Origin of the sequence: Helicobacter sp. NHP19-003 (assembly GCF_019703305.1) — a bacterium.
Taxonomy (GTDB): domain Bacteria; phylum Campylobacterota; class Campylobacteria; order Campylobacterales; family Helicobacteraceae; genus Helicobacter; species Helicobacter gastrocanis.
The window spans coordinates 894,457-921,440 of record NZ_AP024814.1 but is presented as its reverse complement, the minus strand read 5'-3'; the positions used below and the strand labels follow the sequence as shown (position 1 = coordinate 921,440).

Annotated in this window: 20 protein-coding genes, 4 tRNA genes and 2 rRNA genes; 11 read left to right on the top strand and 15 right to left on the bottom strand. The window is 46.6% G+C overall.

All coding sequences use genetic code 11. The annotated features are described in order from the left end of the window. Positions 1 to 20 precede the first annotated feature (20 nt). The 5 genes from K6J72_RS04830 to K6J72_RS04810 all read right to left on the bottom strand — a co-directional run bounded on the left by K6J72_RS04830 (position 21) and on the right by K6J72_RS04810 (position 4,427). A complete protein-coding gene (locus tag K6J72_RS04830) occupies positions 21 to 926 on the bottom strand; it encodes a tetraacyldisaccharide 4'-kinase (protein WP_221279010.1) in 906 nt (301 codons plus the stop codon). After that, the gene (locus K6J72_RS04825) at positions 923 to 1,720 is read right to left on the bottom strand and encodes an NAD+ synthase (protein ID WP_430886733.1); all 798 of its coding nucleotides are present in this window, start codon (positions 1,718 to 1,720) and stop codon (positions 923 to 925) included. Before K6J72_RS04825 ends, K6J72_RS04830 begins: the two co-directional genes overlap by 4 nt. After that, positions 1,710 to 3,083, bottom strand: coding sequence for a multiheme c-type cytochrome (locus K6J72_RS04820; protein WP_221279008.1), 1,374 nt, complete (start codon positions 3,081 to 3,083; stop codon positions 1,710 to 1,712). Before K6J72_RS04820 ends, K6J72_RS04825 begins: the two co-directional genes overlap by 11 nt. A gap of 38 nt (positions 3,084 to 3,121) precedes the next feature. Next, the gene (locus K6J72_RS04815; protein ID WP_221279007.1) at positions 3,122 to 3,724 is read right to left on the bottom strand and encodes a cytochrome c3 family protein; all 603 of its coding nucleotides are present in this window, start codon (positions 3,722 to 3,724) and stop codon (positions 3,122 to 3,124) included. An 88-nt stretch (positions 3,725 to 3,812) separates the two neighbouring features. After that, positions 3,813 to 4,427 (bottom strand): XRE family transcriptional regulator, encoded by a 615-nt coding sequence (locus K6J72_RS04810; protein WP_221279006.1) that lies wholly within the window; start codon positions 4,425 to 4,427, stop codon positions 3,813 to 3,815. A gap of 192 nt (positions 4,428 to 4,619) precedes the next feature. Here K6J72_RS04810 and K6J72_RS04805 point away from each other — a divergent pair. The 6 genes from K6J72_RS04805 to putP all read left to right on the top strand — a co-directional run bounded on the left by K6J72_RS04805 (position 4,620) and on the right by putP (position 10,219). After that, positions 4,620 to 4,697 (top strand) — tRNA-Pro (locus K6J72_RS04805). 16 nt (positions 4,698 to 4,713) lie between these two features. Beyond that, positions 4,714 to 4,790: transfer RNA gene (locus K6J72_RS04800), tRNA-His, on the top strand. 28 nt (positions 4,791 to 4,818) lie between these two features. Next, positions 4,819 to 4,895, top strand: a tRNA-Arg gene (locus K6J72_RS04795). Position 4,896: 1 nt separating this feature from the next. Then, positions 4,897 to 4,973, top strand: a tRNA-Arg gene (locus K6J72_RS04790). A gap of 122 nt (positions 4,974 to 5,095) precedes the next feature. Then, positions 5,096 to 8,641, top strand: a complete 3,546-nt coding sequence (locus tag K6J72_RS04785) for a proline dehydrogenase family protein (RefSeq protein WP_221279005.1) — start codon at positions 5,096 to 5,098, stop codon at positions 8,639 to 8,641. A 99-nt stretch (positions 8,642 to 8,740) separates the two neighbouring features. Then, positions 8,741 to 10,219 (top strand): sodium/proline symporter PutP, encoded by a 1,479-nt coding sequence (gene putP / locus K6J72_RS04780; protein WP_221279004.1) that lies wholly within the window; start codon positions 8,741 to 8,743, stop codon positions 10,217 to 10,219. 604 nt (positions 10,220 to 10,823) lie between these two features. Here the strand turns inward: putP and K6J72_RS04775 are convergent. The 4 genes from K6J72_RS04775 to K6J72_RS04760 form a co-directional block, all read right to left on the bottom strand. Further along, positions 10,824 to 11,105: a hypothetical protein gene (locus K6J72_RS04775; RefSeq protein WP_221279003.1), complete on the bottom strand. Its 282-nt coding sequence runs from the start codon at positions 11,103 to 11,105 to the stop codon at positions 10,824 to 10,826. Between the two features lie 103 nt (positions 11,106 to 11,208). Next, complete coding sequence (locus K6J72_RS08385; RefSeq protein ID WP_260320512.1) at positions 11,209 to 12,045, bottom strand: hypothetical protein; 837 nt, start codon at positions 12,043 to 12,045, stop codon at positions 11,209 to 11,211. Between the two features lie 184 nt (positions 12,046 to 12,229). After that, complete coding sequence (locus K6J72_RS08380; protein WP_260320511.1) at positions 12,230 to 12,706, bottom strand: hypothetical protein; 477 nt, start codon at positions 12,704 to 12,706, stop codon at positions 12,230 to 12,232. Positions 12,707 to 12,747: 41 nt separating this feature from the next. After that, positions 12,748 to 13,449 carry a hypothetical protein gene (locus K6J72_RS04760; protein ID WP_221279001.1) on the bottom strand — a complete coding sequence of 234 codons (702 nt, stop codon included), beginning with the start codon at positions 13,447 to 13,449 and terminating at the stop codon, positions 12,748 to 12,750. Positions 13,450 to 13,737: 288 nt separating this feature from the next. On the opposite strand from K6J72_RS04760, the gene K6J72_RS04755 reads away from it, so the two are divergent. From K6J72_RS04755 to K6J72_RS04735, 5 genes are all read left to right on the top strand, one after another. Further along, a complete protein-coding gene (locus tag K6J72_RS04755; RefSeq protein WP_260320510.1) occupies positions 13,738 to 15,480 on the top strand; it encodes a methyl-accepting chemotaxis protein in 1,743 nt (580 codons plus the stop codon). A gap of 305 nt (positions 15,481 to 15,785) precedes the next feature. After that, positions 15,786 to 18,671 (top strand): 23S ribosomal RNA (locus K6J72_RS04750). 160 nt (positions 18,672 to 18,831) lie between these two features. Beyond that, a 5S ribosomal RNA gene (gene rrf / locus K6J72_RS04745) occupies positions 18,832 to 18,947 on the top strand. A 238-nt stretch (positions 18,948 to 19,185) separates the two neighbouring features. Next, positions 19,186 to 19,545 carry a hypothetical protein gene (locus K6J72_RS04740; protein WP_221279000.1) on the top strand — a complete coding sequence of 120 codons (360 nt, stop codon included), beginning with the start codon at positions 19,186 to 19,188 and terminating at the stop codon, positions 19,543 to 19,545. A gap of 237 nt (positions 19,546 to 19,782) precedes the next feature. After that, the gene (locus tag K6J72_RS04735) at positions 19,783 to 20,574 is read left to right on the top strand and encodes a hypothetical protein (RefSeq protein WP_221278999.1); all 792 of its coding nucleotides are present in this window, start codon (positions 19,783 to 19,785) and stop codon (positions 20,572 to 20,574) included. Positions 20,575 to 21,036: 462 nt separating this feature from the next. Here K6J72_RS04735 and K6J72_RS04730 read toward each other — a convergent pair whose 3' ends face one another. The 6 genes from K6J72_RS04730 to K6J72_RS04705 all read right to left on the bottom strand — a co-directional run bounded on the left by K6J72_RS04730 (position 21,037) and on the right by K6J72_RS04705 (position 26,967). Beyond that, positions 21,037 to 21,804 carry an HpaA family protein gene (locus tag K6J72_RS04730; protein ID WP_221278998.1) on the bottom strand — a complete coding sequence of 256 codons (768 nt, stop codon included), beginning with the start codon at positions 21,802 to 21,804 and terminating at the stop codon, positions 21,037 to 21,039. 157 nt (positions 21,805 to 21,961) lie between these two features. Beyond that, complete coding sequence (locus K6J72_RS04725) at positions 21,962 to 22,702, bottom strand: outer membrane protein (RefSeq protein ID WP_260320509.1); 741 nt, start codon at positions 22,700 to 22,702, stop codon at positions 21,962 to 21,964. Positions 22,703 to 22,986: 284 nt separating this feature from the next. Then, positions 22,987 to 23,781, bottom strand: coding sequence for an HpaA family protein (locus K6J72_RS04720; RefSeq protein ID WP_221278997.1), 795 nt, complete (start codon positions 23,779 to 23,781; stop codon positions 22,987 to 22,989). Between the two features lie 119 nt (positions 23,782 to 23,900). Beyond that, on the bottom strand, positions 23,901 to 24,074 hold the full coding sequence (locus K6J72_RS04715; protein WP_221278996.1) for a hypothetical protein: 174 nt from the start codon (positions 24,072 to 24,074) through the stop codon (positions 23,901 to 23,903). A 44-nt stretch (positions 24,075 to 24,118) separates the two neighbouring features. Next, positions 24,119 to 24,994, bottom strand: coding sequence for a metallophosphoesterase (locus K6J72_RS04710; protein ID WP_260320508.1), 876 nt, complete (start codon positions 24,992 to 24,994; stop codon positions 24,119 to 24,121). 368 nt (positions 24,995 to 25,362) lie between these two features. Then, positions 25,363 to 26,967 carry an ABC-F family ATP-binding cassette domain-containing protein gene (locus tag K6J72_RS04705; protein WP_221278995.1) on the bottom strand — a complete coding sequence of 535 codons (1,605 nt, stop codon included), beginning with the start codon at positions 26,965 to 26,967 and terminating at the stop codon, positions 25,363 to 25,365. Between the last annotated feature and the right edge of the window lie 17 nt (positions 26,968 to 26,984).

Sequence of the window (26,984 nt, the reverse complement as noted above, 5' to 3'; positions counted from 1 at the left end):
GGCATTCTAGCAGATTTCGGCTAACGGGCGAGATAATCTAAAACACTTTGGAGGATTTTGGGCGCAATCTCTAATCTTAAATCTAAAAGGCTTAAGGGCAGGGGGCAGTTTGTGAGCTTGACTGTGTCTTTAGCCGTAACTAATAAAGAGGTGGCGTTGTGTTGTGTGTAGGCTTGCTCTAGGCGTTTTAAAGAAAATCTCGCGTGGTCTTTGAAGTAAAGCCTGCCCACAACGGGGGGCAAAAAGGGATCTAGGCGTGTGGGGTTGGCAATGGCTGTAACTAAGAGCATACGCTCTGTGGGGTTTAACACCTGTGTGTGTCTTGTGTAGTCCACGCCTTCTTGCACCACAAGGTCGGCTAGGGCGTAACATTTGGGACTTTCTCGATACACCCCACTAGGCAAACAAAAGTCAAAATAAGGCTGGAGCTGGGGCTTTAATAAAATGTTGAGTTTTTTAAAATTAAAGCGAAACCCATCGTCTAAGAGCACCACCTGTGCGCCCATCTTCTTAGCCTCAAGCACCCCCTCTTTGCGCTTTTCGCTCACCACCACGCCACAGGTGTCTAACTTGCTTGCCAATAAAAACGCCTCATCACCCGCCATGTTTTGCTCCACCAACACCTTGCCTCCCTCGCTCACCACTACAAGCCCCCTAGAAGCGCGCCCATAGCCCCGACTAACAACCGCCGTTTGATAAAGGGGGGCTAACACCTGTGCCAACGCCAAAATAAAAGGGGTCTTGCCACTGCCCCCTGCCACCAAATTCCCCACGCTGATAATGGGGATTTTGAAATCCTCAAGGGGGGCGGCTTGGCGTTTGATCGTGGCGATTTTTTCATACACGAAAGACAGCGGGCTTAAGGCGTAGGCTAGGGCTTTTTGGCACAGAGTGGGGGCGTAAAAATAACGCTCAAGCCAAGTCATAGGGCGCAGATTGTGGGCATTTCCAACTTGAAAGCGTTTTTTGCCATGCGCTCTTGTACACTAGCAACGAGCTTAGGCGCAAAGCCCAAAGCCACAAGGGCATTGAAGTCTAAATGAGGGTTTTGTTCCATTGCCAAAAGCAAGGGGTCGATTTCAGCGTAGCTAAAGCCCAGCTCACCCTCATCGCTTTGCCCGGCGTAAAAGTCAGCACTCGGGGGCTTGTTTAGAATATTTTCAGGCACTTGTAAAAGACGGGCTAAGGCGTAAATTTGGCTCTTATATAAGTTGCCTATGGGATTAATGGCGCATGCCAAATCTCCAAAAATCGTCCCATAGCCAAGCAGTCTTTCGCTCTTGTTGCTCGTACCGATGACTAGGGCGTGGTGTTCTAAGGCGTAGTCGTACAGGGTCGCCATGCGTAACCTAGCGCAAAAATTGCCCTGCCTGATCAAGTTTGCGTCTTTGTGCCTATCTTTAAAAAGGGCGTGGTGGGGGGCTATGGGGTGGTGGCTAACGGGGATCTGAAACGCCTTGCAAAGTTCTGTGGCATGTTCTAGTGCGCTCGATGGAGTGCTTAAGGATGGCATTAGTAGGGCGTGGGCGTTGTTTTGAAACACTTTTTGGCATAAAAGCGCCACCACTGCGCTATCCACTCCTCCGCTCAGACCATAGACCACCCGCCTAAACCCCCTTTGCGTGGTTTGGGTTTGAAAAAAGTTCACTAAGGTGTCTATGATGTTAGGGGGCAGGTCTAGCCCCCTTGTGGGGGGGGTGCTTTGGAGCTCAGTCCTCAATTTGGTTGGTTTTGAGCCGTTTGGCGTAGATTTTTCTGAGCTTTCTAATGTCTTGTTGGACCTCAAAGACTCCATGCCAGTGTGAGTAGTCGGGCGCGCCCATGATGCCACCTTGACGCATGCGCCGTCCCTCGTGGTGCCACATGTGGTACATCGTGTTTTGGAAATCATCGCTCCACATGTCTTTGCCTAGTAGATGTTTTTTGGCGAGTTCATCACGCATTTTAACCGCCTCTTGGTAATATTCGTTGTAGAGCATGATGTTTTTATCCGCCATGACAAAGAAGTTGTCGACATGTTGCTTGTTGTGGCAGTCCACACAACCCGCCTTCATCTCAGCGCGCGCCGCCTCGGGACCCTTGGGATTGCCCGCTAAGGGGTTGCCGATGGTGATTTTATTTTCATATTTGAAGTCATCGCTTGCGGTTTCATACCCCCCGGTGCGCAGTTTGCTAAGGGGCATGAAGAGATTCCATTTCAGGCGGCGGCTCACATTGTGTGTAACAGCACTTTTGGCGTTTCCGCTCATGTGGCATGTAGCGCAAGTGGGGGCTCTAAAGTCGGGGACTTTCCAAGTTCCCGGGGCTGAGTTAAAGTTCCATTTTGCGCCCTCAGCGTTGAAGACATGCCCGTGCATGGAGTTGTTGTAAATTTCAATGTCGGGGTGATCAGGGCCTAAGTGGCAGCTTGCGCATGCAGCAGGTTTTCGTGCTTCCTCTAGACTGAATTTATGCGCGCTGTGGCAGCTGGCGCAATTGCCCACTGAGCCATCGGGGAAGGCGGTGCCGATACCATAGGTGGGCCAAGTTTCTGGGGTGGGGCGGTGGTTTTTATTCAGCTGGATGATGGAGCCGTGGCATTGTTGGCAACCTGTAGCTGCGGGGGCGTGTTTTAAATCGGGGTGGTTTCTGCCCTCCACCATCACCATCAAATCGCGCATGTTTGCCTTCGCCCAAATTTGCACCGCTCCTCTCACATGTCCGCTGTGGCGAAACTCGGTCACTTCTTTTTCATGGCATTTGGCACAAGTGTTGGTGGACACCAGCACAGAGATGGGCACTTTAGAGCCCTCATGCCCATCCATCGTGAGCATGGGGCTGTCTTTGGTAACGCCGTGGCAGTCAATACAACTTACCCCCGCATGGGCGTGTTGACTCATTCTCCAATCCGCCACAATGCCCGGATTTTTCTTGGCGTGGCACTCAATACAGCCCTTTGCCTCCGCTTTCATACCCCTGAAAGTCTTTAGGGGCAGTTGCGTGTCCATCGCATTGTCTATGCTCGTCCCTCCCTTGGGCGGGTGTGCGCTAAGCCACCCTAAACACAACACAAAGGCCAAGAATCTAGCCAAGCTAACACGCATGCTTTTCTCCTTTAGGTAAAGTCAACATTTTCACTCCTTTATTTTTGGCTCGTGCTGATCAAGGCACGCACACTTGGTTTATAGTCATCTTTTAAGAACTTCCTTAGGTGTATGCCTAAGTTTTGATGTCCCACCTCATCCAAGTGGCATTCCACGCAATGCTTTTTGGTGAGTTTGGCGAAGTAATCCCTGTGGGGCAAGAAGGCTTTCATGTTAGATTGCGTGGCATCTTTTAGGTTAGTGTGGCAACGCAAACAGCCCGAGTCAAAGACATAATCTTTAGCCTCGCGGCGATTCATCTCCCAATCGAATTTGCGCGGGTTTTTCATGGTGTTGCCATAAACATCTTCAATCCCGAGCAAGGTTTTTTCCACGAAATAGTGCACGATGTTGTCATGCGGCAAGTGGCAATCCACACACTCTGCCTTCACCCCGGTGCGGTTATGTCCCCCATGCTTGTCTAAATGATAGGCATCCAACTCTGGAGTCATGATGTGGCACATGCCACAAAATTTATCGTCCCCCGTCCACTCCACTGCTTGCACAGTAAAGACCGTCAGCGCCACGCCTAGCACACACCCTCCGCAAAAGAGCCAAAACAAAAAGAAACGCTTTTCTTGCAATGTACGCAAAAAACCCATCACAACCTGCTTTAAAATGATAAAATGGCCTATGCCTCCGGGTAGCATGGCACATAAAAGTTAATAAAACCCTCCTCCAAAGATAATATTAAAGATTAAAGGTGTGTAACACACCCACAACACGCCCTAAAATTGTCAGCTCATTTAGGTTATCCACTACAATGGGTTTATACACGGGATTGTCGCTGATTAAATAGACCTCGGGGCGTTTGCTTAGGCGGCGGATGTAATACTCTCCGCCCAAATTCACCACATACACTGCCCCCTCATAGCGTGTTCCATCGCTTTGGAACAGCAAAAGGTCGTTCTCTTTAATGCGCGGCTCCATAGAATTGCCCACCGCCTGCACGAAACCTAAATGCTCGGTAGAAGTGAGCCCAAAACGCCGAATCAAAAACGACTTGCTTTGGGGCAGGAAGGTCATGGTTTCAGCGTTGTGGGACTTTTTATTCACGCTCACTTTAATGTCCTTGAGATAAGGTACCATGATGATGTCTTCCATTTCGTGGTGCGTGGAAGTGAAAAAGTGCAAGTCGGTGTTTAACGCACTGGCGAGCTTTTCGAGGGTATCTAGGGTGATGTTGCTCTTTTGCTCGCTTTCATAACGCTTGATGCTCTGCAAACTCACGCCACACTTGATGGCAAGCTCCTCTTGTGTCAGGTTGTTGGCACTTCTTAGCTGTTTTAGTTTTTCTTTTAGCATCCAAGCTCCTTTTTTTGGATTTAAAATCCCATAAATGCACTTTTACGGGGGAGGTTTATATACCATAATCTAAGTAAGATACGGCTAAAACAGCCTTTTGGGGCTTTTGGATGGTTAGTGCCATGGCCACTTTTGGCACACCTTGACAATTAACATAGTTTTGGCTAAAATACCCGTTTTCATTTGAAGTAGCGGGGCGTAGCGCAGCCTGGTTAGCGCACTTGGTTTGGGACCAAGGGGTCGAAGGTTCGAATCCTTTCGCCCCGACCAGCGAAAGTTTTTTATGGTGGGTGTAGCTCAGTTGGTTAGAGCACCAGATTGTGGTCCTGGGGGTCGTGGGTTCAAGCCCCATCACCCACCCCATTTTCCCCATTACTCTTTTACACCTTAAGCGCTTGTAGCTCAATTGGATAGAGCACCAGACTTCGGATCTGGGGGTTAGGGGTTCGACTCCCTTCAAGCGTACCACGCGCTTGTAGCTCAGCTGGATAGAGCAACGGCCTTCTAAGCCGTAGGCCACAGGTTCAAGTCCTGTCAAGCGTACCACTTTTTCATTGAGATGCGCCCTTTTTGCACTTTGTGGACATTTTTTAGTCCATTCTTCTCATTTTATTAACTTAGTTGCTCTATACTTCAGGCTCATTTAAGTTTTAAGAAAGGGGACTTGCATGCCAGTCCAACCCGATCAGGAAGTGATCCACTCCAGCCTCACCCTAGCCCGTACCTTGCAAAGTAGAATCAGCGACCACTTGAGCCTAGAAGAGCGCTCGTTTCACAACAAGATGCAAAAGCTCTTAGCCAATGCCGAGAATAAAGTCATGTTGATTGAATTGCTCGATCGTTCTTTCCGCTGTCAGGACAACCATGCCCGTTTTAACTTGATCGAGCACACCCTCAAAAAATACGGCATTGCTGACTTTTTTAGCGGCTTTGAAAAGTTTTTGCTCTTTGGTTTTTTGAGCGTGGGTAAGCTCGCGCCTTCCGTGAGTGTGCCTTTCTTTGTGCGTAAAATCCGCCAAGACACCCAAAGTTTGGTCCTAGATGAGAACAGCGATAGCTTGCGGGATAAAATTGAAAAACGACAACAGGCCCAAATCACGCTCAACATCAATTTAATCGGGGAGGAAGTGTTGGGCGAATCTGAGGCATCTTATCGCATGCACAAATACGAGGAAGCGATCAAGTCCAGCTACATTGAGTACATTTCTATTAAGATCACCACGATTTTCTCCCAAATCAACATCTTGGACTTTGAGCAATCCAAAGAGGAAGTCGTCAAAAGGTTAGACAAACTCTATGGCCTTGCCCTTGAAGAGCAAGAAAAACAGGGCATGGATAAATTCATCAACCTAGACATGGAGGAGTATAAAGACTTAGAACTCACCGTGGCGGCGTTCAAAGAGTCCATCTCTAAATTCCCCTTAAGGGCAGGTATAGTCCTACAAGCCTATATCCCCGAATCTTTTGGATATTTGCAAGACTTGGTTGCCTTTTCTAAAGAGAGGGTTTTGAGCAATTTGCCCCCCATTAAAATCCGCTTTGTCAAGGGTGCAAACATGGAAAGCGAGGAAACCATTGCATCCATGCGGGGGTGGCCGCTCCCCACTTTCAGCCGCAAACAAGACACCGACTCCAACTACAATAAGATGTTAGATTATGTGTTGAGCGATGAGAATTACAAATACATCCACATCGGGATCGCTTCACACAATCTTTTTGAGATCGCCTACGCCTACACAAGAATCCACACCCTAAACGACCCCATCGCTTTAGACCACTTCACCTTTGAAATGCTCGAGGGCATGAGCTTGCAGGCCAGCTTTGAGCTCAAGGAAATGCATAAACTCATCTTATACGCCCCCGTGTGCGATGAAAAGCACTTCAACAACGCCATCGCCTATTTAGTGCGCCGTTTGGACGAAAACACTGCAGAAGACAATTTCATGAAAGCGTTCTTTAATTTAAAAGTCGACTCGCCTGCCTGGAAGGATCAAGAGGATCGCTTTTTAAAAAGCATTGCGGGTATCGAGAGTTTAGACAACAGCCCCAGACGCATACAAGATCGCAACACCCATCAGCCCGCGCAAAGCACCTACCCCAACCACGCTTTTAAAAACGAGAGCGACACGGATTTTATCCTAAGAGCCAATCGCGTGTGGGCGGATCAAATCGTCAACAAGACGAAAAACGCCGCCATTGTGGAGCTCTTCCCTGTGATCGGGCGTGGCTATGACAAGGAGGGCTGTAAAACTTTGCAAGTCTTTGACAAAATCGCCCACCAAAAAATCGCCACCATCGCCCAAGCCAATGAAGTGGTGATGCAACAAGCTCTAGAATCTGCCAAAGCTAGTACCTTCGGGCACCAGAGCTTTAGCCAAATCCACGCCATTTTAAGCAAGGTGGCACAAAATTTTAGGGACAGGCGGGGGGATTTGATCGGGCTTAGTGCGTTAGAAGTGGGTAAAACTTTTACAGAGAGCGATGCTGAGGTGAGCGAAGCGATCGACTTTTTGGAGTTTTACCCCCACAGCCTGCAAAAACTTTTAGAGCAGCACCCTGAAGTGCGCTTTAAACCTAAGGGCGTGGGCGTGGTGATCGCCCCGTGGAACTTCCCCATTGGCATCTCCGCAGGCACCATTGCCGCCCCTTTAGCAGCGGGCAATAGCGTGATTTACAAACCCTCCAGCCTTAGTGCGGTGGTGGGTTACCGCCTGTGTGAGTGCTTTTGGGATGCGGGCGTGCCAAGAGATGCCCTGATTTACTTGCCCTGCAAAGGCGAAGATGTCAGCAAACATCTTTTAAAAAGCCCAGACATCAAATTTGCAGTCCTCACTGGCTCGGAGGACACCGCACAGCGCATGCTAGAGGCGAGCCCCACTTTGGCGCTGAGTGCTGAAACGGGAGGCAAAAACGCCACGATCGTGACCAAGATGGCAGACAGAGATCAAGCGATCCGCAATGTCGTACACTCTGCTTTTAGCAATTCGGGGCAAAAATGCTCGGCGACTTCGCTCTTAATTTTAGAGGAGGAAGTCTACAATGACCCCGACTTTAAGCGCACTCTCGTAGACACAACTCAGTCTATGAGTGTGGGCGATCCTTTGGCATTGTGGAATAAAATCGGGACTCTCGCCGACACGCCCAGCCCCAAAGTGCAAAAAGCTTTGGAGCACATCGAATCGCACGAAGAGTGGGCAATCAAGCCTGAGTTTTTGAACGACAATGTCTATTTAATGAAACCTTGCATTAAGTATGGGACCAAAAAAGGCGACTACACCCACATGACCGAGCTGTTTGTGCCTTATTTGTCTGTGATGAAAGCCAAAGACTTAAAAGAGGCGATAGAGATCGCCAATGCTACAGGCTATGGCCTCACGGGGGCTTTGGAATCCTTAGATGAAAGGGAATGGGACTATTACATCAACCACATTGAAGTGGGCAATCTTTACATCAACAAGCCCACAACAGGGGCGATTGTCTTGCGCCAGCCCTTTGGCGGGGTGAAAAAATCGGCGGTGGGTTTAGGGCGCAAGGTAGGGATTTACAACTACATCACGCAATTTGTCCACATTGAGGAAATCCCCACAGAGAACACCCATAGTGGGAACACGCCCTTCATCCAAGCCCTAGAGTCTTTCAACCAGCACCACAGCGACACACTTAAAGAAATCGTGCAAATGGCACGCAACTACGCCCACTACCACGCCACAGAGTTTAGCCAAAAGAAGGACTTCGTACAGATTAGAGGTGAGGAAAATTGGTTCACCTACACTAAAGTGTCTAGCATTGGTTATCGTATGCGTCCAGAGGATAGCCTCATCGACATTTTTAGTGTGCTGATGGCGGCGGCCGTGTGCCAAATCCCGCTCACCATTAGCTTGGTGAGCAAAACCGACAACCCCCACGCCCCGCTCTTGCTGGAGTGTATCGACTATCTCAAACACCACTTTGCCCCCAGCGTGGTTTATGAAAGTTTGGAGGAATTTAGCGCAAAACTTGGCAATTTTGGACGGGTGCGCTACTTTGGCCAAGAATTAGACACACTCTATGAATCCAGCAGTGCCTTAGGGATTGTGGTGGCAAGTGCTAAGGCCCTGTGTTGTGGGCGCTTTGAGCTCTTAAATTACCACTTGGAAAAGTCCATCAGCATTTCCTACCACCGCTATGGCAATTTGGGCGCAAGGGGGCTTAAAGCCAAAGCACACGCAGAATAAAGGCCATGATTTTTGGAGGGGATTTAGCGGTTGTGGTTTTGACTTTTGTTGTTTTTATGGTAGTTTAAATGCAAGGACTTAAAAAAATCAAGGAGATCCATGCAGATCAGTTACCAAATTGTGATTGTTTTCGTTCTTTACTCGTTATTGATGCTCGCCATTGGGTTTTATTTTTATAAAAACAACGAGACCACAGAGGATTATTTCTTGGGAGATCGCTCGATGGGTCCTGTGGTGAGTGCTTTGAGTGCCGGGGCCAGCGATATGAGTGGGTGGCTTTTAATGGGCTTGCCCGGGGCATTGTATGTGGGCGGGCTCATCAACACCCACATCGCCATCGGTTTAACCATTGGAGCAACCATCAACTGGATGTTGGTGGCAAAACGCTTGCGGGTGTACACCAGCGTGATCGACAATTCGATCACCATCCCCGATTACTTTGAAACCCGCTTCAGCGATGACAAGCACATTTTGCGTTTGATCTCAGCCGTGGTGATCTTGATTTTCTTTACATTTTATGTGTCTTCAGGGCTCGTGAGCGGGGCAAAGCTCTTTGAAGCGACCTTTGGGGTGAAGTACAACCACGCGCTCATCACGGGGACTCTCATCATTGTTACCTACACCTTTTTGGGCGGGTATAAGGCGGTGTGTTGGACGGATTTAATCCAAGGGCTGTTGATGATGGGGGCGTTGGTGGCGGTGCCTTGTATGATGCTTTACCACTTGGGCGGGTTTCAAGAGAGTTTTAGCCTCATCGCCCAAATCAAGCCTAGCAACTTGACATTTTTTGAGGGCAGCTCTATTGTGGCGGTGATCTCTAGCTTGGCGTGGGGGCTTGGCTACTTCGGACAACCGCATATTTTGGTACGCTTCATGTCCATCCGCTCCATTAAAGAAATCCCCCAAGCCACAAGTGTGGGCATTGCATGGATGGCAATTAGTCTGGCCGGCTCTTGTTTGATTGGGTTGCTCGGCGTGGCGTATGTGGCGAAGTTTCACTTAAGCCTAGCCGACCCTGAAAAGATATTCATCCACATGAGCGCGACCTTGTTTAACCCGTGGATCGGTGGAGTGCTTTTGAGCGCAATTTTAGCCGCCGTGATGAGTACTGCTAGCTCACAACTCTTGGTCAGTTCCTCAACCATTGCTGAAGACTTTTACTCTAAGATTTTCAATAAAGAAGCCCCGGTAAAAACGGTGATGGTGGTGAGTCGGGCTTCGGTGTTGGCGGTGGCACTCATTGCCTTTTTTATCTCCACCGACCGCGATGCCAGCGTGCTTAAAATCGTGTCCTATGCGTGGGCGGGCTTTGGGGCGAGCTTTGGCACGGTGATTTTGTTCTCCCTGTTTTGGGCGCGCATGACAAGGCTTGGGGCAATTGGGGGGATGGTTTTTGGGGCAAGTACTGTGATTTTATACGATAAATTCGGCAAGGGTTTTTTAGACATTTACGAAATCGTGCCCGGCTTTTTAGCCAGCTCTTTGGCAATTGTATTTTTAAGTCTTTTAAGCTCGGTGCGCCCGGGGACTAAGGATGCTTTTGATTTGGTGATGCAAGAGGTCAAAAAAGGGGGCTAAAGCTCTAACTTACGCACCCGGCCACTTCTTAGCGTACTTTGGGTGATGACGCATTTGAACCCCGCGAAGTCCACCAAATCAAAGCGCAAAGGCATTAAATGATTTTGTTCTTTAAACACGCTAAGGGGCAAGTGCAAATGGGAGATGAGGGTCCATAAAACAGAATCTTGTAGGCTCTTAAGAGGCTTGTTGCCAAAAGCCTTTGTGAAATCCTCAGCTTGCTTCAGGCTTAAACGGCCAATAACTCTTCTTCGATGCCCCGACTTTCTATAGAGCCGTTAAAAATCGCCAGCAACCGCTCAAATATCCACATGGCCAAGACTTGCTCCATGTAGTAGTGTTTCTGCCGTTCTTACAGACCTATAAAATCCTATAAAACTTTGTAAAATTCTACAAAGCTAGAATTTCTGCTGTATTCCTAGTTCAACCATGCCTGCCACACTCTTGGTTTTCGAGTGTTTGGCTTTTCGCATGTCCGTAGGCGTTAATTCGGTAGGAACTCTACCTACTAAAGACAACGCCTATTTTTTAGCAAAATTTCGGGCTTTTGTGGCAAGAATAAACCTATAAAAAACTTATAGTATTTTATAGAATTTTATAGATTTTATCTTGATGTTTCTAGCCCTTGACACATGAATCTGTACGCTTCTAAAGATCTGTTTTTGAGGGGCTGGTCTAGTCTAAATTCTGCAAAACGCTCAAGGGGCAACACCCCATAAAATTTTTTTAGGCAAATTTTGGCGAGTTGTTTGCGTGCCTTGCGTTTTAAAACGGGTTCTCTTTCAGGACGCGCCAGCCGATCGGCCACACCGGCTAAACTCCCTTGCCACAGCTTTAAGGCTTGGGTTAAAGTCTTGCGTAAGATTGGGCGGTTAAAGGGGGGCAAATTTTTAGGGGTTTCGTATGTTTCGTTAAAAACATAGGCGCCTTGCCTTGGCGGTATTTCTCTAAAGCTAGAGAGGCTTCTTTAGGCAAAAAGGGCAAGTCTTTTAAGGGAGTTCTGTTCCAAACAAACCTTCTTGTAAAATCTCATCTAATGTCGCAATAAACTCCGCCCCCCATATTTTGACAATCTCTAAATATAAACGCCGCCCAAAACGCTCGTTGGCTATCTCAACGCTTTGCAAAATGTCGTGGGCCTCGCTGAGATGATAGACATGGTTGGGGTCTTGGAGGGCATAGGGCTTAAACAACTCCACTAAAAAGCTGATGACCTCTGCCTTGTCTTTAAAACTGATGGGGTTTTGAGCCCTCTGCCTCTCAGTGCAAATGCCCGCAAAGAAGTAATGGGCTTCTTTACCCCTATAAATTTGGTCATCCGTGATGTCCCCCCACGCAATGTGTGCGCTTTGGGCTTGGTGGACTTCATTTAGGCACACCCATCCAAAGTTTTTAAGGGCATACTCGGCGATCCAAGACAAACAGCCTGCCTTGTGTATGATTAAATACGCCTTGAGATCGTAAAAGCCCATGTGTGTTTTAGCCGGATCCATGAATACTCCCTTATGAGCGTGGATTTCTCGCGCACTTTCTTGGTTTATAGAGATTGTGGTCTTATCTTCATCTTCTGTAGGGTTGGTTGTTGTCTTTGTGGGGGTGTAGGTGGGGATTTGATCTTTGTTAGCTTGGAGCAATTCTTGGATATTTTCTTCATCTAGCACCCGTCCAAAAAAGAATAAAATGCGTAAAATGTCGTTGCGATGTGCATTTTTTGTTAAAAACACAGCAGGTTTAAAATCAGGGTTTTTGGCGATGATGGGCTGGCCATTGTATCGCAAAATCATGAGCGGGAGGGACAAATGAGAGATGAGAAACCACCAAGCCAAAGTCTGTCCATCCTTGACATTTTCAAAAAAGCCTGTGTGAACACTTGGGCTTGCACGGAGTCTAGACGGGATAAGAGCTGGTCGCGTGCTTGCCTTGTCTCTAAAGAGCCGTTAAAAATCTCTAATAAGCGTTGATGAGTCCAAACCCACAAAGCCTGCTCCATGTAGTGATGCTTTTGCCCCCCTACAAAAAACGCCTTAGAGCAAAATATTCATCCTCTTCAGGGATTTTAATTTTTCCTTTGAAACTAGGTGGATTGCTGTCAATATATTGTTTAGCAACCGCCCTAATCGCCTCGGAGTCTTCGGGGTCGTGGAGTTTAAAATGTTCGATATACTCGGGTGTGATCAAACCGTAATGCTGTGCAAAACAAAGTTTTGCGAGTTGTCGGCGTATTTCACGCTTGAGAGGAGATTTTTCTAGGGGCGGGGCTGAGTTGCCCATCGCTTCGTCTAGGTTGTATTGCCATAGGTGTAGGTTTTTCAATAAGACAGCGCGCAAAATGTCAGGGTTAAACTTGGGCAAATCATGCGGACATGTGTAGGTGGTTTGGAAAATGTAGACATCGCCTTGTCGGTATTGTTCAAGGGCTTGGGCAACACATTTGGGGGAAGTGGCAAAGACACTTTTGTGTATTTTTACCCAGGTGTCATGGCTCACATGGCATGACAAAACATAGCGGAAATGAGACTTCCATTGTTCTAAGGCTTGAAGTGCCGCATAGTCCTCGGGGTGTTCGCCTTGCAAAGCTCCAACCTCTCCTCTTCCTTGAGCCCCGCAAGGTCTTTTGTGGCACTACGCATACACTCCAAATAATAGGGATCGTAAGCTGCAAAAGGGGTGCACACATCCAACAGGAAGTTTTGGATTTCGAATAGATGATTAAAACCAAAGCAGGGTTGGTCGGCTCTCCTCTCAGCATAAATCTCTGCAAAAAAGTAGTGTGTTTCGCTCCTTTTTGGATCATAAAACACTTCATCAGCGATTGCATCCCAAGCAAAACGATCGTGTTGGAATAACCCTTCTAAAACAAGCCAGCCAAAATTGCGGTAAGCTTGTTCGGGTGCCCACTTTGCTAAATCGCCTCTGCCTTGCATGATCAGATAGTACTTTAATGCATAAAATCCCATATTGTTGGAAGCTTCTTGCATAGGGGTTTCTTTTGTTGAGGGGTTAGGGATGGTTTGTGTAGTTTGTGGGGATTCTTGTGTGTCTTGTGTATCGGTATTTGTCTTTGTTGTATTTCTCTCTGTTGCTTGGGTGTTTGCCTCTGTGTTATGTGATGCTTGCTTGGCATCTGCCAAATCGTTGGCGATCGATTCTTCTAAATCTTGGAGTGTAACTTTGCCATCAGGGGATTTAGGCTGGGGTTTAGGTTTGTTTTCTGTGATGGCGGTGAACATGGCTTAACAATCGAAAAAACCACATGGATCGCTACGATTGCCAAGAATAACCCCACTTCCACGCACAACCAAATCAGGATATAGTGCATTTTTTCCCCTTGTCGAACCTATCCCATTAAACTAATTTTTTCCAAATATGCCACCACTCTAGCCACTTTCGCCCATTTTTGACTCTCCTTTGCGTAAAAAAAAAGTAACTAGGATAGTTTTTTGCTTAACTTAATTTTAATCCACTGCTAATTTATCCTGCTTGGAGTGTTATCATTGACAGATGAGAAAGGTTATTGTATGAGAACATTTAATATTGGTCCAAAAATCTTATATCTTTTGTTGGTGAATGCCCTAGTCTTTTGCACCATGTTGTTTTTGTTTTGGCAAAGCAATAAAGCACAAATCAAGCACGCCGAGGACATTTTCACGCAGAATTTTATGGAGGGTGTCAAAGAGCGCATCAAATTGCCCACAGATGCGCTGGCGCACACTTTAGGCAATTTGCTAAAGGGGGTAACAGACCCCAAAGAAAAGCAGCAGATCATTAAAACTGCCTTGCAGGGTTTTAGATACGAGGAGGACAAATCGGGCTATTTTATCGTGCATGACAACTATGTTGGGGTGTTCCATATCCATGAAAAATTCATCGGCGTGAACATCAAGAATTTTCAAGACAAAAATGGCAAATACATCGTACAAGACCTCTACAAGGCGGCGATGAGTGGGGGAGGGTTTGCCAACTACCCCTTTGACAAACCCCTTTCCGATGGCCGCTTAGTCAGCATGGAAAAAATCGCCTATGCGCAAGCCATCCCGGGGCAACAAGGCTTGTGGATCGCCACAGGCGTGTATATCGACAATGTTAATGCCAAAACCAAGAAAGTGGTTGATCAAGTTGAAATAGAACTCTCCAAGAAATTTTATTCATACTCCCTGATCTGCATCGCCTTGATTGTCTTTATCATCATTCCCTTGTATTGGATTTTTTATAAAAATATCACCTCCGCCATCCGCTCTCTTCAAGATGGCTTAGGGGGTTTCTTTGCCTTCATCAACCACGAGAGCGCAACCACACCGACCATCAACACCAACACCAAAGACGAACTAGGCCAAATGGCGGCACAAATCAACGCCAATATCCAAAAAGCCAAAGACTTCATACAGCGCGACAAACAAGCCGTCAATGAGCTTACGGCGGTTTCTAAGCAAATTGAAAAAGGCGACTTGCAAGCAAGTGTGGCAAGCGAGCCAGCCAGCCCGCAACTCATTGAGCTAAAAAGTGTGCTCAACACCACGCTTGGCATTTTGCAAAAGAAAATAGGCACAGATTTAAATGTCATTGAAAGGCTTTTATCCTCTTACAAAGCCCTAGACTTTCAAGAAGCCATCCCCCAAGCCACAGGCGATATAGAAACTTCCATCAATGCGGTCGTGGCAGAGATCAAAAAAATGCTCATGTCTTCGCTGGATTTTGCCAATGCACTGGATAAAGAAATGACGGATTTAAACGCCGCCATCGCACACATGCAAAGTTCTTCGGCCAAACAAGGCATTTCACTGCAACAAACAGCAAGCGCGCTAGAAGAGATCACAACCTCCGTGCAAACTGTGAGTGTGAAGACCCAAGAGGTCATTAAACAATCCGCAGACATTAAGAGCGTTACGGGTATCATTAAGGACATCGCCGATCAAATCAATTTATTGGCACTCAACGCCGCCATTGAAGCCGCCAGAGCGGGCGAGCATGGACGGGGCTTTGCTGTGGTGGCAGATGAAGTCCGCAAGTTGGCTGAGAGCACCCAAAAAAGCTTGGGTGAGATTGAAAGCAATACAAATGTCTTAGTGCAGAGCATCAACGATATGGCCAGTTCTATACACGAGCAAACAAAGAGCATCACACAGATCAACCAGACCATGGATTCTCTGGAACAGGCCACAAAAGAAAATGCCAAGATCGCACAAACTTCTTCTTCCATTAGCCAAAATGTGAGCGGCATTGCCCACAGCATTTTAGAAGACGCGCATAAAAAGCAGTTTTAGGGCGTTTGTGCATGGGCTTTCAAATCCTAAGTGCCGGGCTTTTTTAATCCTATTCTCCAAATTTCCCACTTCTCCCCCCTTAAGCCCCCTTAAGCTTAAAATGTGTAATATTGCGTTTTGCTTCTAAGAAAGCTTGCGAAGAAAGAGGTTAAACTTTTTCTCAAAAAAGCGGATTTGGAGCGTGTTGTTTGACTTATTATTGTCAATAGCCTATGTTAAAGGTAAAAACTACAAAGCCAAAAGAATTATACTCAATAAGGCGGTGTGGCTCTTATGCAACGCTCTAGCGGATATGTTAGAGTGGCAAACAAGATATTAAGAGTAGATGGTGGATGCCTTGGCAAAGAGAGGCGATGAAGGACGCACTAGACTGCGATAAGCTGCGTGGAGCTGTCAGAAGCATTGATGCGCAGATTTCCGAATGGGGCAACCCAACTTACAGCAATGTAGGTTACTCTAATTATAGAGAGCGAACCTAGCGAAGTGAAACATCTCAGTAGCTAGAGGAAAAGAAATCAACGAGATTCCCTCAGTAGTGGCGAGCGAAAGGGGAAAAGGGCAAACCGCGTGCTTGCACGCGGGGTTGAGGACGGCAACATTCAAGGGGTTTTTCTAGCAAAGTTGTTTGGAAAGACAAGCCATAGAAGGTGATAGCCCTGTATGCGAAAGGAAAACCCTAGATAGCCGGATCCAGAGTAGGCCAGGACACGTGAAATCCGGGCTGAAGCCGGGGAGACCACTCTCCAACCCTAAATACTACTCTTTGACCGATAGCGCACAAAAGTACGTGAGGGAAAGGTGAAAAGAACCGTGGGTAACGGAGTGAAATAGAACCTGAAACCATCTACTTACAATCATTCAAAGCCCTATGATTTATCAGGGTGATGGACTGCCTTTTGCATAATGATCCTGCGAGTTGTGGTGTCTGGCAAGGTTAAGTGAAAACGAGCCGTAGCGAAAGCGAGTCTGAATAGGGCGCATTAGTCAGACGCTGCAGACCCGAAGCCAAGTGATCTATCCATGGCCAAGTTGAAACGAGTGTAACAGCTTGTGGAGGACTGAACCCGTGCCCATTGAAACGGGCTGGGATGAGCTGTGGATAGGGGTGAAAGGCCAAACAAACTTGGTGATAGCTGGTTCTCTTCGAAATATATTTAGGTATAGCCTCAAGTGATGACAAGAGGGGGTAGAGCTCTGATTGGGCTAGGGCTGCTCGCCGCAGTACCAAACCCTGTCAAACTACGAATACCTCTTGTTGTATCTTGGGAGTCAGGCGGTGGGTGATAAAATCAATCGTCAAGAGGGAAACAACCCAGACTACCAACTAAGGTCCCCAAGTTCTATTCTAAGTGGAAAAAGATGTGTGGTTACTCAAACAACCAGGAGGTTGGCTTAGAAGCAGCCATCCTTTAAAGAAAGCGTAACAGCTCACTGGTCTAGTGATCATGCGCTGAAAATATAACGGGGCTAAGATAGACACCGAAGTTGTAGATTGCCCTTTTAGGGCAGTGGTAGAAGAGCGTTCTGTGCAGCGTTGAAGGCATACCGGCAAGGAGTGCTGGAGCGCACAGAAGTGAGCATGCAGGAATGAGTAGCGATAAGATGCGTAGAATCGCATCCGCCGTAAATCTAAGGTTTCCTACGCGATGTTCGTCATCGTAGGGTTAGTCGGGTCTAAGCCAAGTCCGAAAGGGGTAGGCGATGGGAAATAGGTTAATATTCCTATACCAATTAGGGTGTGCGATGGGAGGACGCATAAAGTTAGGTGAGCCAGCTGATGGATGTGCTGGTCGAAGGGTGTAGATTGGGAGAGAGGCAAATCCGCTCCTGTATTTGAAACCTGACAGGCTCTCTAAGACCTTCGGGTCGAGGGGAGAATCACTGACACTATCGTGCCAAGAAAAGTCTCTAAGTTTAGCCCTAATTGTCCGTACCGCAAACCGACACAGGTAGATGAGATGAGTATTCTAAGGCGCGTGGATGAACTCTCTTTAAGGAACTCTGCAAACTAACACCGTAAGTTCGCGATAAGGTGTGCCTACGCAAGTAGGTCTCAGCAAAGAGTCCCTCCCGACTGTTTACCAAAAACACAGCACTTTGCCAACTCGTAAGAGGAAGTATAAGGTGTGACGCCTGCCCGGTGCTCGAAGGTTAAGAGGATGGGTTAGCCGCAAGGCGAAGCTTTGAATTGAAGCCCGAGTAAACGGCGGCCGTAACTATAACGGTCCTAAGGTAGCGAAATTCCTTGTCGGTTAAATACCGACCTGCATGAATGGCGTAACGAGATGGGAGCTGTCTCAAAGAGAGATCCAGTGAAATTGTAGTGGAGGTGAAAATTCCTCCTACCCGCAGCAAGACGGAAAGACCCCGTGGACCTTTACTATAGCTTAGCACTGCTAATGGGAATGCCATGCGCAGGATAGGTGGGAGGCTTTGAAGCAGACACTTTGGTGTCTGTGGAGCCATCCTTGAGATACCACCCTTGGCGTTTTTGTTAGCTAACTGGCCTAAGTCATCCTTAGGCAGGACAATGCTTGGTGGGTAGTTTGGCTGGGGCGGTCGCCTCCTAAAAAGTAACGGAGGCTTACAAAGGTTAGCTCATGACGGTTGGAAATCGCCAGTTGAGTGTAATGGCACAAGCTAGCTTAACTGCAAGAGAGACAACTCAAGCAGAGACGAAAGTCGGTCATAGTGATCCGGTGGTTCTCGTGTGGAAGAGCCATCGCTCAAAGGATAAAAGGTACCCCGGGGATAACAGGCTGATCTCCCCAAGAGCTCACATCGACGGGGAGGTTTGGCACCTCGATGTCGGCTCATCGCATCCTGGGGCTGGAGCAGGTCCCAAGGGTATGGCTGTTCGCCATTTAAAGCGTACGCGAGCTGGGTTCAGAACGTCGTGAGACAGTTCGGTCCCTATCTGCTGTGGGCGTAGGAAAGCTGAGGAGAGCTGTCCCTAATGAGAGGACCGGGATGGACATGCCACTGTGGTGCACCAGTTGTTCTGCCAAGAGCACCGCTGGGTAGCCACGCATGGTTGTGATAAGAGCTGAAAGCATCTAAGCTCGAAGCCAACTCCAAGATGAGCTTTCCCTGAAGCTCGCATGAAGACAACATATGTTTGATAGGGTGGGTGTGTAAGTGCAGCAATGCACTCAGCTAACCACTACTAATAGAGCGTTTGGCTTGTTTGCTTGCTTTAGAGAGCTTCACTGCCTTATTGAGTGTAATGAGAGCTTTGTAGAAAACCGCACATAGACTATTGATTTAAAGCGTTGCCTTCTTTCACATAAAAATGCTAGAATGGTGTTTTTATGGGGAGCTTTAACAAGCTTTGCAAAAAGCTTCGCTTTTTCCCGTGTCCCTAGTAGAGAGGAAATACCCAGCCCCATCCCGAACCTGGAAGTCAAGCTCTCTTACGCCGATGATACTGCCCTTTGCAAGGGTGGGAAAGTAGGGTGATGCGGGGGATTTTTTTAAAGTATTTTTTTTTTTACGCTACAATTTCTCAATTTCTCAATTTCTCAATTTCTCAATTTCTCAATTTCTCAATTTCTCAATTTCTCAATTTCTCAATTTCTCAATTTCTCAATTTCTCAATTTCTCAATTTCTCAATTTCTCAAGGCGAGAGGTGTGGGCAATTAAGAAGATGGATGGAGGTTGTGGGTTAAAGAAGATGGTAAAAACTAATTCTGTTGGAGGCAAAGATGCAAGTTAGCAATAAAAAAGAGTTGGCTGAAGCGATTGAAAATGGGGAAAATTCCATTGAGATAGTGGGCGATTTTTCGAAAAAGATCGTTAAAATCAAAGCGGCTGGCGATGTAGCGTGGGGCGTTGCTATTGCTGCTATTGCGGCAGCTGTTGCTATTATTATTGCAAGCGGCGGACTTGGAGCACCTGCTAGTCTTTTTACGGCGGCTGGAGCTGTAGGGATTCTTGGAACTGCTCCTACTATTTCTGCAGTTACTATTGCAGTTGCAGCTGGTGGTGTCGATGTGTTGAATAAATTGCGAGGTTATAATCTAGCAAAGATTTCTGACAATCATGTCATTCTTACTAAGGGGTAAGGAGAGGAAAAACCCATGGCTTACTACAAAAACCAACATGGCGCAAGCGCAATACCAAATACCAATCCCAAAAGCAAAACGAGGCTGGGGCCGAAGAGTATTTGGATAGGGAGATGGGATTTTTTTATTATTAATCCTTTATATGTTCATTTTCCAAGACTTATACTTGTTTAGATCGTTACCATTTCTTAGATATTTTTAGTTAAAACACTGCAAAGATGGCATGAGGATTTTTTTATGAAAGAGGAACAACAGCACTTTGAGCACTATAAAGAAATGGGCAAGATCGACTACTGCACTTATTTTATCAAGAATTATTTAGCCCTCAACTTCTATTGTAAAACAAGGTTTGAAACAAGAAACAAGAAAAAAGACAGGGAGATAATAGACGCACTCAAAGATGATAAACAGGTATTGCATAGATTTTCAGAACGCTTGGACGAAAATCCAAAAGATGAAAAACTCAAATTCTTTGGCCTATTAAAGGATTTTGACAAAATCTTAGAAAAATCGGGCGTGAAACACAACACACAGCTGGTGAGTTTTACAAGTGTGCAAGTCCAACCCATGCAACTAGAGCAGTGGAGTGAAAAAAATCGCAAAGTTACCTATGTTTTGAAGATCCATAGCGATCGTGTTTGGGACAACATGTTGAACATTAGTGTCGAGGTGCGAAAAAGCAAGCCATGCTCTATCAAGGGTATCTTTGACATTGAAAGCGATAAGTTTATATCCGCATTGAGAGAGAAACGACTCAGCGACACCCAAATCAAGACAATACAAGATCTATTTCGTAAAAGACTTAAGGGGCGTGTAGAAAATATTGCCAAACTGATCCACAGAAGCGACAAAAACATGCTTGAGGGGGACGATCGCGGGCTTATTTATCGGGGCCTTATGGAAATTCTATACCAGCTCCGCAACGCTTTACTGCACAGCGATGTACAACTTTGGGTTCCACGCATCCAGGAGGTTTATAAACAAGCAACTTTAATTTTGCAAGAAGTGTTGGAATTTTTGCCATTTTAATATTCAATATCTCCATCTACGCAGTATGTGAAACCCATGTTGAATCCAGGTTCTTTTCTCTTGCTCTTAGGCCAAGGCCTTATGGGATCGGTCGTCTTGCTTTTAACTTTTAGTAGTGCCTTGAGCTAGACAATGGCTTTTAAGACACACCACTCTAGCCACTCTGCCTATTTCTGCTACCATTTGTGGGGCGTTTGTGGCAGTGTTGTTTTCGGCTTCAATCTTTAAAAAATGGGAGAAAAAGAGGTTTTAGGTGCTTCTTTGCTTGAGGGTGTGGGTGGAATTTAAGACAATAAAGGCAAGTTCATCGTGCAGACCCTTTGAAGGCCTTTAAAGCTGCAATGGGGGTTCGCCCACCATGGATTCAATAAGCCCCTGCCCGATGGCCAATCAGTATAGAAAAGAGGCCAGCATAGATCGCAGGTTTTGCAGCCTACTTCTAACCCGCCTGCTTTAGCATGCCTATTTTTTGATTTGGTCAATCGCCTTCCTGTATTGCTCTAAGTTGGTGTTTGTAACCCAGTGCACCAACTTTTTCACCACAACGCCATACATTTTGTCGAGAATCTTATGGATCGCATCTTTATGGTTTTTGTCTAGCTCACTGACACCCACTAAGTTTGCGCCTGCAAATCCTCCTGAATTTGTCGTTTGTTGAGAATAAAAATAGACAATGGCTCGCTGTGCGCCCACATTGATGGCAAAGTTATGCGTGGTGCGCCCCGTTTTAGGCTCAAAGAATTTAAAGATGACTGCCCCCGCACTCTGATCCACTGCGCCGTTCATTTTGGTGTCCTCAGGGTTTTCTGTGTTCATGTCCGCATCCTCTAAAATCCCCATCCATCCCCTGATTTTTAAAATGGAGGAGATGTTCATTTTTTGATCGGCTGTTAAATTTTGCGCATCTGCTAGGTGGATGATGTGGTAGCCCTTTTTCTCTAGGATTTCTTGGACTTGTTTCACCAACGCACTTTGGAATTGGTCAATGTAAGGTTGGACATTTTCACCCGCTTGGATGTTGGGGGCTAAAATGGCAATGGTGTGGTTATTGGAGGCCTCTTGCTCAATGTTGACGGGGTAGTTAAAGTCTAGAGGGGTGGTGTTTTTTGCCACAGCGTGTTTTTGGGCTTGGTTAGCTGTGGGCTTTGCTCCCGTGTCCGTGGCACAGCCTGAAAGAGCAAGCGACACGCCCGCTAAGGTTAATAAAATCCCTTTTATCATTTTTCGCATAAACTTCCTTTAAAATCTGAGATGTGGAATACAAATATGAAGGCGCATTATAGAGTTTTTTGGTTAATTTTTGGTTAATTTTTGGTGAAAAATTTGGCTAAAAAGCCATTTTGTGGGGAATGACCTTGAGCGGGAGAACCCCCAGCTCATTTTATGGCTAAAAATTGATCACATAGTTGGCGTAAATGGCGATGTTGCGTCTAAATCTAATGGCGATGGCATCGCCCTTTTTCACGCCTAGCTCAGCGTAGTCTTCTGTCCGCGTGAGGGTTAAATAAGGGTCGTTGATGGTGGGGATGTGCACGCCCAGCTCAAAGCCCTGGTGCTTAGTGAAATTTGCCCGCAAACCTAGATTGATGAGAACCTGCACATGCGTGGGCGTGAATTTGCCCTTAAACCCTTCGGTGTTAAAAAACTGCGCCCTCTCTTGAAAGTAGCTGTTCATGCTGGTGCATTGCCCATTGTCCTTACTCCAAGCGCATTGCCCATCGATAGAGCCCTTACCCATCAGCCAGCTACTCCCCCCGACCATCACGCCCGCAAGCACCCCAAAGGTGGTGTCTTTCTTTTCATAGAAGTTAAAGAGCGCATCGATACCCACACCATAAAAGAGATTTGCGGCTTGTTGTTTGGTGGTCGCCCAAAAAGAGTTGCCATGTTCATCCTCTAGGGCCTGTTTAAATGAAGCCGGACCACCCTGCCCGCTGAAAAAGGCGTAATAACGCAAGCCAAAGCGTTTTTTCTTGCCAAAGAATTGTTTATAACCAAATTGAATATCCGCCCCGAAAAGGTTACCATTTAGCCCGCTTGATTGCCCTAAGACTTGGTACAAGACGGGGTTGCTCGCCTTTTGTGTCCCGCTAAAGTTGGAGTATTGAAAGCCCCCTGCAAAGAACACCCCATCTTTCTCCGCACTTAAGGGGGCAAGAGAACACAGGGCTAAAGAGAGTGCTAGAAGTTTGCTTTTACTTGCCTTGCTGATTGCTGATTGCCTCTCTCACCATATCGTAACTTCCTTTACCAACGAGAAATAAAAACCAAATGCTAGCGAAAACATAAAGGCTTGTCAAGCCCCAAAACTTGCAAACACGCATCATGACTCCTTTTAAATCCATCACTTTTGCAACCCTGTCGTGGGCAGACAGCCACGCCTAAAAGGGGAGGCATGTGTGTTGCCTCAATTTATTTTCTAATTTGATCGATCACCCGCCTGTATCGCTTTAGATTAGAGTGTTGCGCCCAAGAGATCACTTTTTCTAGCACCACTTTATACACCTTGTTGAGGATTCTATGGACGGCATCGTCATGATTTTTATCCACAGGACCACCTAAGTTCACATTGTTTACATTGTTTGCAGTGTCGCCAAGACTAACCGCGTTTGCCCCCGCAAATCCACTCAAGATGACCGATTCTTGAAAGTTGGAGTAAGTGATGGCTTGTTCCGCGCCGATGTTGATGGCGATGTTGTGGGTTGTCCGCCCTGTCTTGGGTTCAATGAATTGTAAAATCACCGCCCCAGCGCTTTGGGCTGCTTGTGTTTGCGTGTTGGGATCTTGCGGGTTTTTGGTGTCAATATTGGTCTCTTCTAGGATGCCTATCCATCCCTTGATGTTTATAAGAGAATAGATGGTATTTTTTTGCGTGGGTGTGAAATCTTTGGCGGATGCAATGCGTATGACAGTGTAGCCCTTTTTTTGGAGAATCTCTTGGACTTGTGCGGCGAGGGCGTTTTGGAATTTTGCGATGTAGGGTTGGACATTTTCATCAGCTTGGATATGCGGGGTTAAAATGGCGGTGATGTGGTCGTTTAGAGGCTCTTGGCCGATGTGGATGGGGTAATTAAATTTGATGGGAGTTACGCTCTTTGCGTGCTGCTGGTTACTTGCAGTTTGCGTTCCCGTGTCTGTCGCACAGCCCGAAAGTGCTAGGGAGATTCCCATGAGTGTTGATAAAATGCCCTTGGTGTGTTTTCGCATAAAATCCCCTTATTTGAAATGTTTAGAAACTAGGTATTGTAAGTTATCAATCAATAATTTGAGTTTAAACAAGAGCTAAAACCCCTTTTTCATGCAAATCTTAAGTGGGCAAACCCCCGCTAGTTTTTAGCCCCCCTACTTGCCAAATACTCCTCATAACTCCCCTTAAAGTCGATCACTTTTGCGCCCTTGTTGGTGGGGACAAGCTCGATGATGCAGTTGGCATAGGCACTGATGAGTTTGCGATCGTGATTGGAACAAAACAAAATCAGTTTGTCAAAACTAGAAATCATGAATGGAATATAGTTCCAATAAAGGGATACATTGTGCCTGAACACTAGGCTTGATTTTCAGGCTCTAGACGGATAGACACGATTTCGCTCTTGGTAAAGATGCGCACAGGTGGCCCCCAAAAGCCACAACCACTACTCACGATCATTTGGCAATCTTTTAAATGATAATGGCCATAGATGTATTTTTGATCCAGCCACACCAAGAGGCTAAAAGGGAATATCTGTCCGGCATGGGTGTGCCCGCACAAGATCAAGTTGGGTTTTTGCTCTAAATGTGTTAGGGATTTGGGTTGGTGGGAGAGTAAAACGCTGGGCAGATTGGGGTTAGCTTTGGCAAAGACAGCCTTAAAATCAGGTTCAAAGTGTTTGAAGTGATACCCCGTCAGATCATTCACCCCCATTAAATTAAGCCCCGCCACTGGGACGCTCTCATTTTGCAATACGCGCACATTATACTTTTTGAACACCTCAATGAGAGCGGCCGCCCCGTGGTAATACTCATGGTTGCCCAATACATAATACACGCCGTATTGCGATCGCAGGTCTTTAAGCGGAGCTAAATCCTCTTGCACCAACTCCGCTTTTAAATCCGCTAGGTCCCCCACAATGACGACTATATCTGGGTGGAGCGCATTAATGCGATCGACAATCTTTTGCAAATAGTCCTTTTTGAGATACTCGCCTATATGTACATCGCTGATCATGGCTAGATTGAGTGCCTGTTTTAAATTCTTGAGTTTGACTTGGCGTTTTGTGATCACAATATTGGTCGCATTGTAAAAACCTTTGGCGATCGAACTAAAGAGCAAAAAAATCATGCCCACATCAAATAGCTTTTTGATGGTTTGGCGTCTATGGGTATCGGTGTTTTTGGGTGTGATTTTGAGTATCAGCATATGTAATAACAAGAACAACGACATTAAAAAGCTAGTGGCAATGCTAATCCCGCCTATGGCATATAAGATAACCCTAAATTCACCAAAGAAATTAGGTATCATCCTTTGTTGTATGAGCAAAAAGAAAATTTCAAAAACACACAAGGTGATGGGTATAAAGCGCAAAGAGGGGTAGGTAAATTTCTTCAAACGCATATAACCAAAGCCATTCATCAACAGAAAGACAACTGAAAAGATCACTGCAAAAAGGACACGCATTCTATCACCGCAGGTAGATGAAATCATGTGATCATACCTAAATTTGATTAATCTATCCGATTGAATATTTTGCGGTGGTATTAAATTTCATCGTTGACACCGATCAATGGGGTCTAATGCCCCTTCAAGTCTTGTCAATCCCCCTTGCTGGCCAAATACTCCTCATAACTCCCCTTAAAGTCGATCACTTTTGCGCCCTTGTTGGTGGGCACAAGCTCGATGATGCGATTTGCATAAGCACTGATGAGCTCGCGATCGTGGCTCACGCAAATCACCGCTCCCTCAAATTTATACAAGGCCTCGCCTAAGGCGATGATCGCCTCTAGGTCTAAATGGTTGGTGGGCTCGTCTAACACCAAAAAATTGCCCTTTTCTAGCATGAGTTTGGAAAGCACCATGCGGTGTTTCTCGCCCCCACTCAGCGCACTCACGCTTTTTTCTTGCTCTGCTCCGCTAAAGAGCATGCGCCCTAAAGCGTTTCTCACCTCGCCGCTTTCAATCTTTTTATTGAAGTTAAAGAGCCATTGATACAGGCTCTCCTCCCCTTGGATGCTCTCGCTCACATCTTGGGGGAAGTAGCCCCTTTGCACAGTCGCGCCCCATTTGACACTCCCACTATCGGGGCGCATTTCCTCCACGAGAATTTTACATAAGGTGCTTTTACCCACGCCATTGGGTCCTATCAAGGCGATTTTATCTTTAGGGGCGATTTTTAGACTGACATTTTTCAGCACCGCTAAATCCCCATACGCCTTAGAAATTTGGCTACACTCTAAAGCCTCGTTGCCGATCGTGCGGCTAGGCTTAAAGAGAATGCTCGGGTCGCGTCTAGACGAAACCTCAATGCTTTGGATGTCTAGCTTTTCTAATTGCTTTTGGCGGCTGGTGGCCTGCCTAGCCTTGCTCGCATTGGCAGAGAAGCGGGCGATGAATCGCTCTAGCTCTTCTTTTTCCTTGAGCTTTTTATTGCGCTCAGCTTCCTTTTGTTTGGCGATGAGTGTGGAGGCGATGTACCAATCATCGTAGTTGCCGCTAAACTCCCTTAGCGTGCCAAAGTCTAAATCCAAAATATGGGTGCAGACGGCGTTTAAAAAGTGGCGGTCGTGGCTGATGATGACCATCGTCCCCTCGTGGCGTTTAAGATTTTCCTCTAGCCACGCAATGGCGTTTAAATCTAGGTTATTTGTGGGCTCGTCTAAGAGCAAAATATCGGGCTTTGGAAAGAGCACTTGGGCTAAGAGAATCTTGAATTTATCGCTGCTAGGCAGGCTTTTCATCAAGTCGTTGTGGCGGTTGGCGGGGATACCTAAATCCTCTAAGATTTTCTCCACGACCACTTCACATTCATACAAGGGGTCTTCTTGCACGCAGATCATCTCTAACTCGGCTAGGCGGGCATTGACCTTGTCATCGCTCAAATCCGCTTCTGTGTAGAGCCTTTCCTTTTCTTTTAGGGCATCGTATAAAACTTTGTTCCCCATCAGCACTGCGTCTTTCAAACTAAATTCTTCAAAGGCGTATTGATCTTGGCCCAGTACGCCCACTTTAAGCCCTGAGTCCACGCTCACATCCCCACTGCTTGCTTCGATCTCTCCGGCTAAAATCTTTAAAAAAGTGCTTTTGCCCGCCCCATTGGCCCCGATGAGTCCGTAGCGTTTGTGCGCATCTAGTTTCAAATTGACATTTTCAAAGAGCTTTTTAGTGGCATAGCGCATGCTAAGCTGGGTCGCTTGTAACATCCATAAATTCCTATGTG

Coding starts and splice junctions, on each gene's coding strand:
- K6J72_RS04815 (WP_221279007.1), bottom strand. CDS start 3,724: ATGGGTTTTTTGCGTACATTGCAAGAAAAGCGTTTCTTTTTGTTTTGG.
- K6J72_RS04720 (WP_221278997.1), bottom strand. CDS start 23,781: ATGCGAAAACACACCAAGGGCATTTTATCAACACTCATGGGAATCTCC.
- K6J72_RS04830 (WP_221279010.1), bottom strand. CDS start 926: ATGACTTGGCTTGAGCGTTATTTTTACGCCCCCACTCTGTGCCAAAAA.
- K6J72_RS04730 (WP_221278998.1), bottom strand. CDS start 21,804: ATGCGAAAAATGATAAAAGGGATTTTATTAACCTTAGCGGGCGTGTCG.
- K6J72_RS04705 (WP_221278995.1), bottom strand. CDS start 26,967: ATGTTACAAGCGACCCAGCTTAGCATGCGCTATGCCACTAAAAAGCTC.
- K6J72_RS04820 (WP_221279008.1), bottom strand. CDS start 3,083: ATGCGTGTTAGCTTGGCTAGATTCTTGGCCTTTGTGTTGTGTTTAGGG.
- K6J72_RS04735 (WP_221278999.1), top strand. CDS start 19,783: ATGAAAGAGGAACAACAGCACTTTGAGCACTATAAAGAAATGGGCAAG.
- K6J72_RS04760 (WP_221279001.1), bottom strand. CDS start 13,449: ATGTTCACCGCCATCACAGAAAACAAACCTAAACCCCAGCCTAAATCC.
- K6J72_RS04785 (WP_221279005.1), top strand. CDS start 5,096: ATGCCAGTCCAACCCGATCAGGAAGTGATCCACTCCAGCCTCACCCTA.
- K6J72_RS04715 (WP_221278996.1), bottom strand. CDS start 24,074: ATGATTTCTAGTTTTGACAAACTGATTTTGTTTTGTTCCAATCACGAT.
- K6J72_RS04755 (WP_260320510.1), top strand. CDS start 13,738: ATGAGAACATTTAATATTGGTCCAAAAATCTTATATCTTTTGTTGGTG.
- K6J72_RS04810 (WP_221279006.1), bottom strand. CDS start 4,427: ATGCTAAAAGAAAAACTAAAACAGCTAAGAAGTGCCAACAACCTGACA.
- putP (WP_221279004.1), top strand. CDS start 8,741: ATGCAGATCAGTTACCAAATTGTGATTGTTTTCGTTCTTTACTCGTTA.
- K6J72_RS04740 (WP_221279000.1), top strand. CDS start 19,186: ATGCAAGTTAGCAATAAAAAAGAGTTGGCTGAAGCGATTGAAAATGGG.
- K6J72_RS04710 (WP_260320508.1), bottom strand. CDS start 24,994: ATGTCGTTGTTCTTGTTATTACATATGCTGATACTCAAAATCACACCC.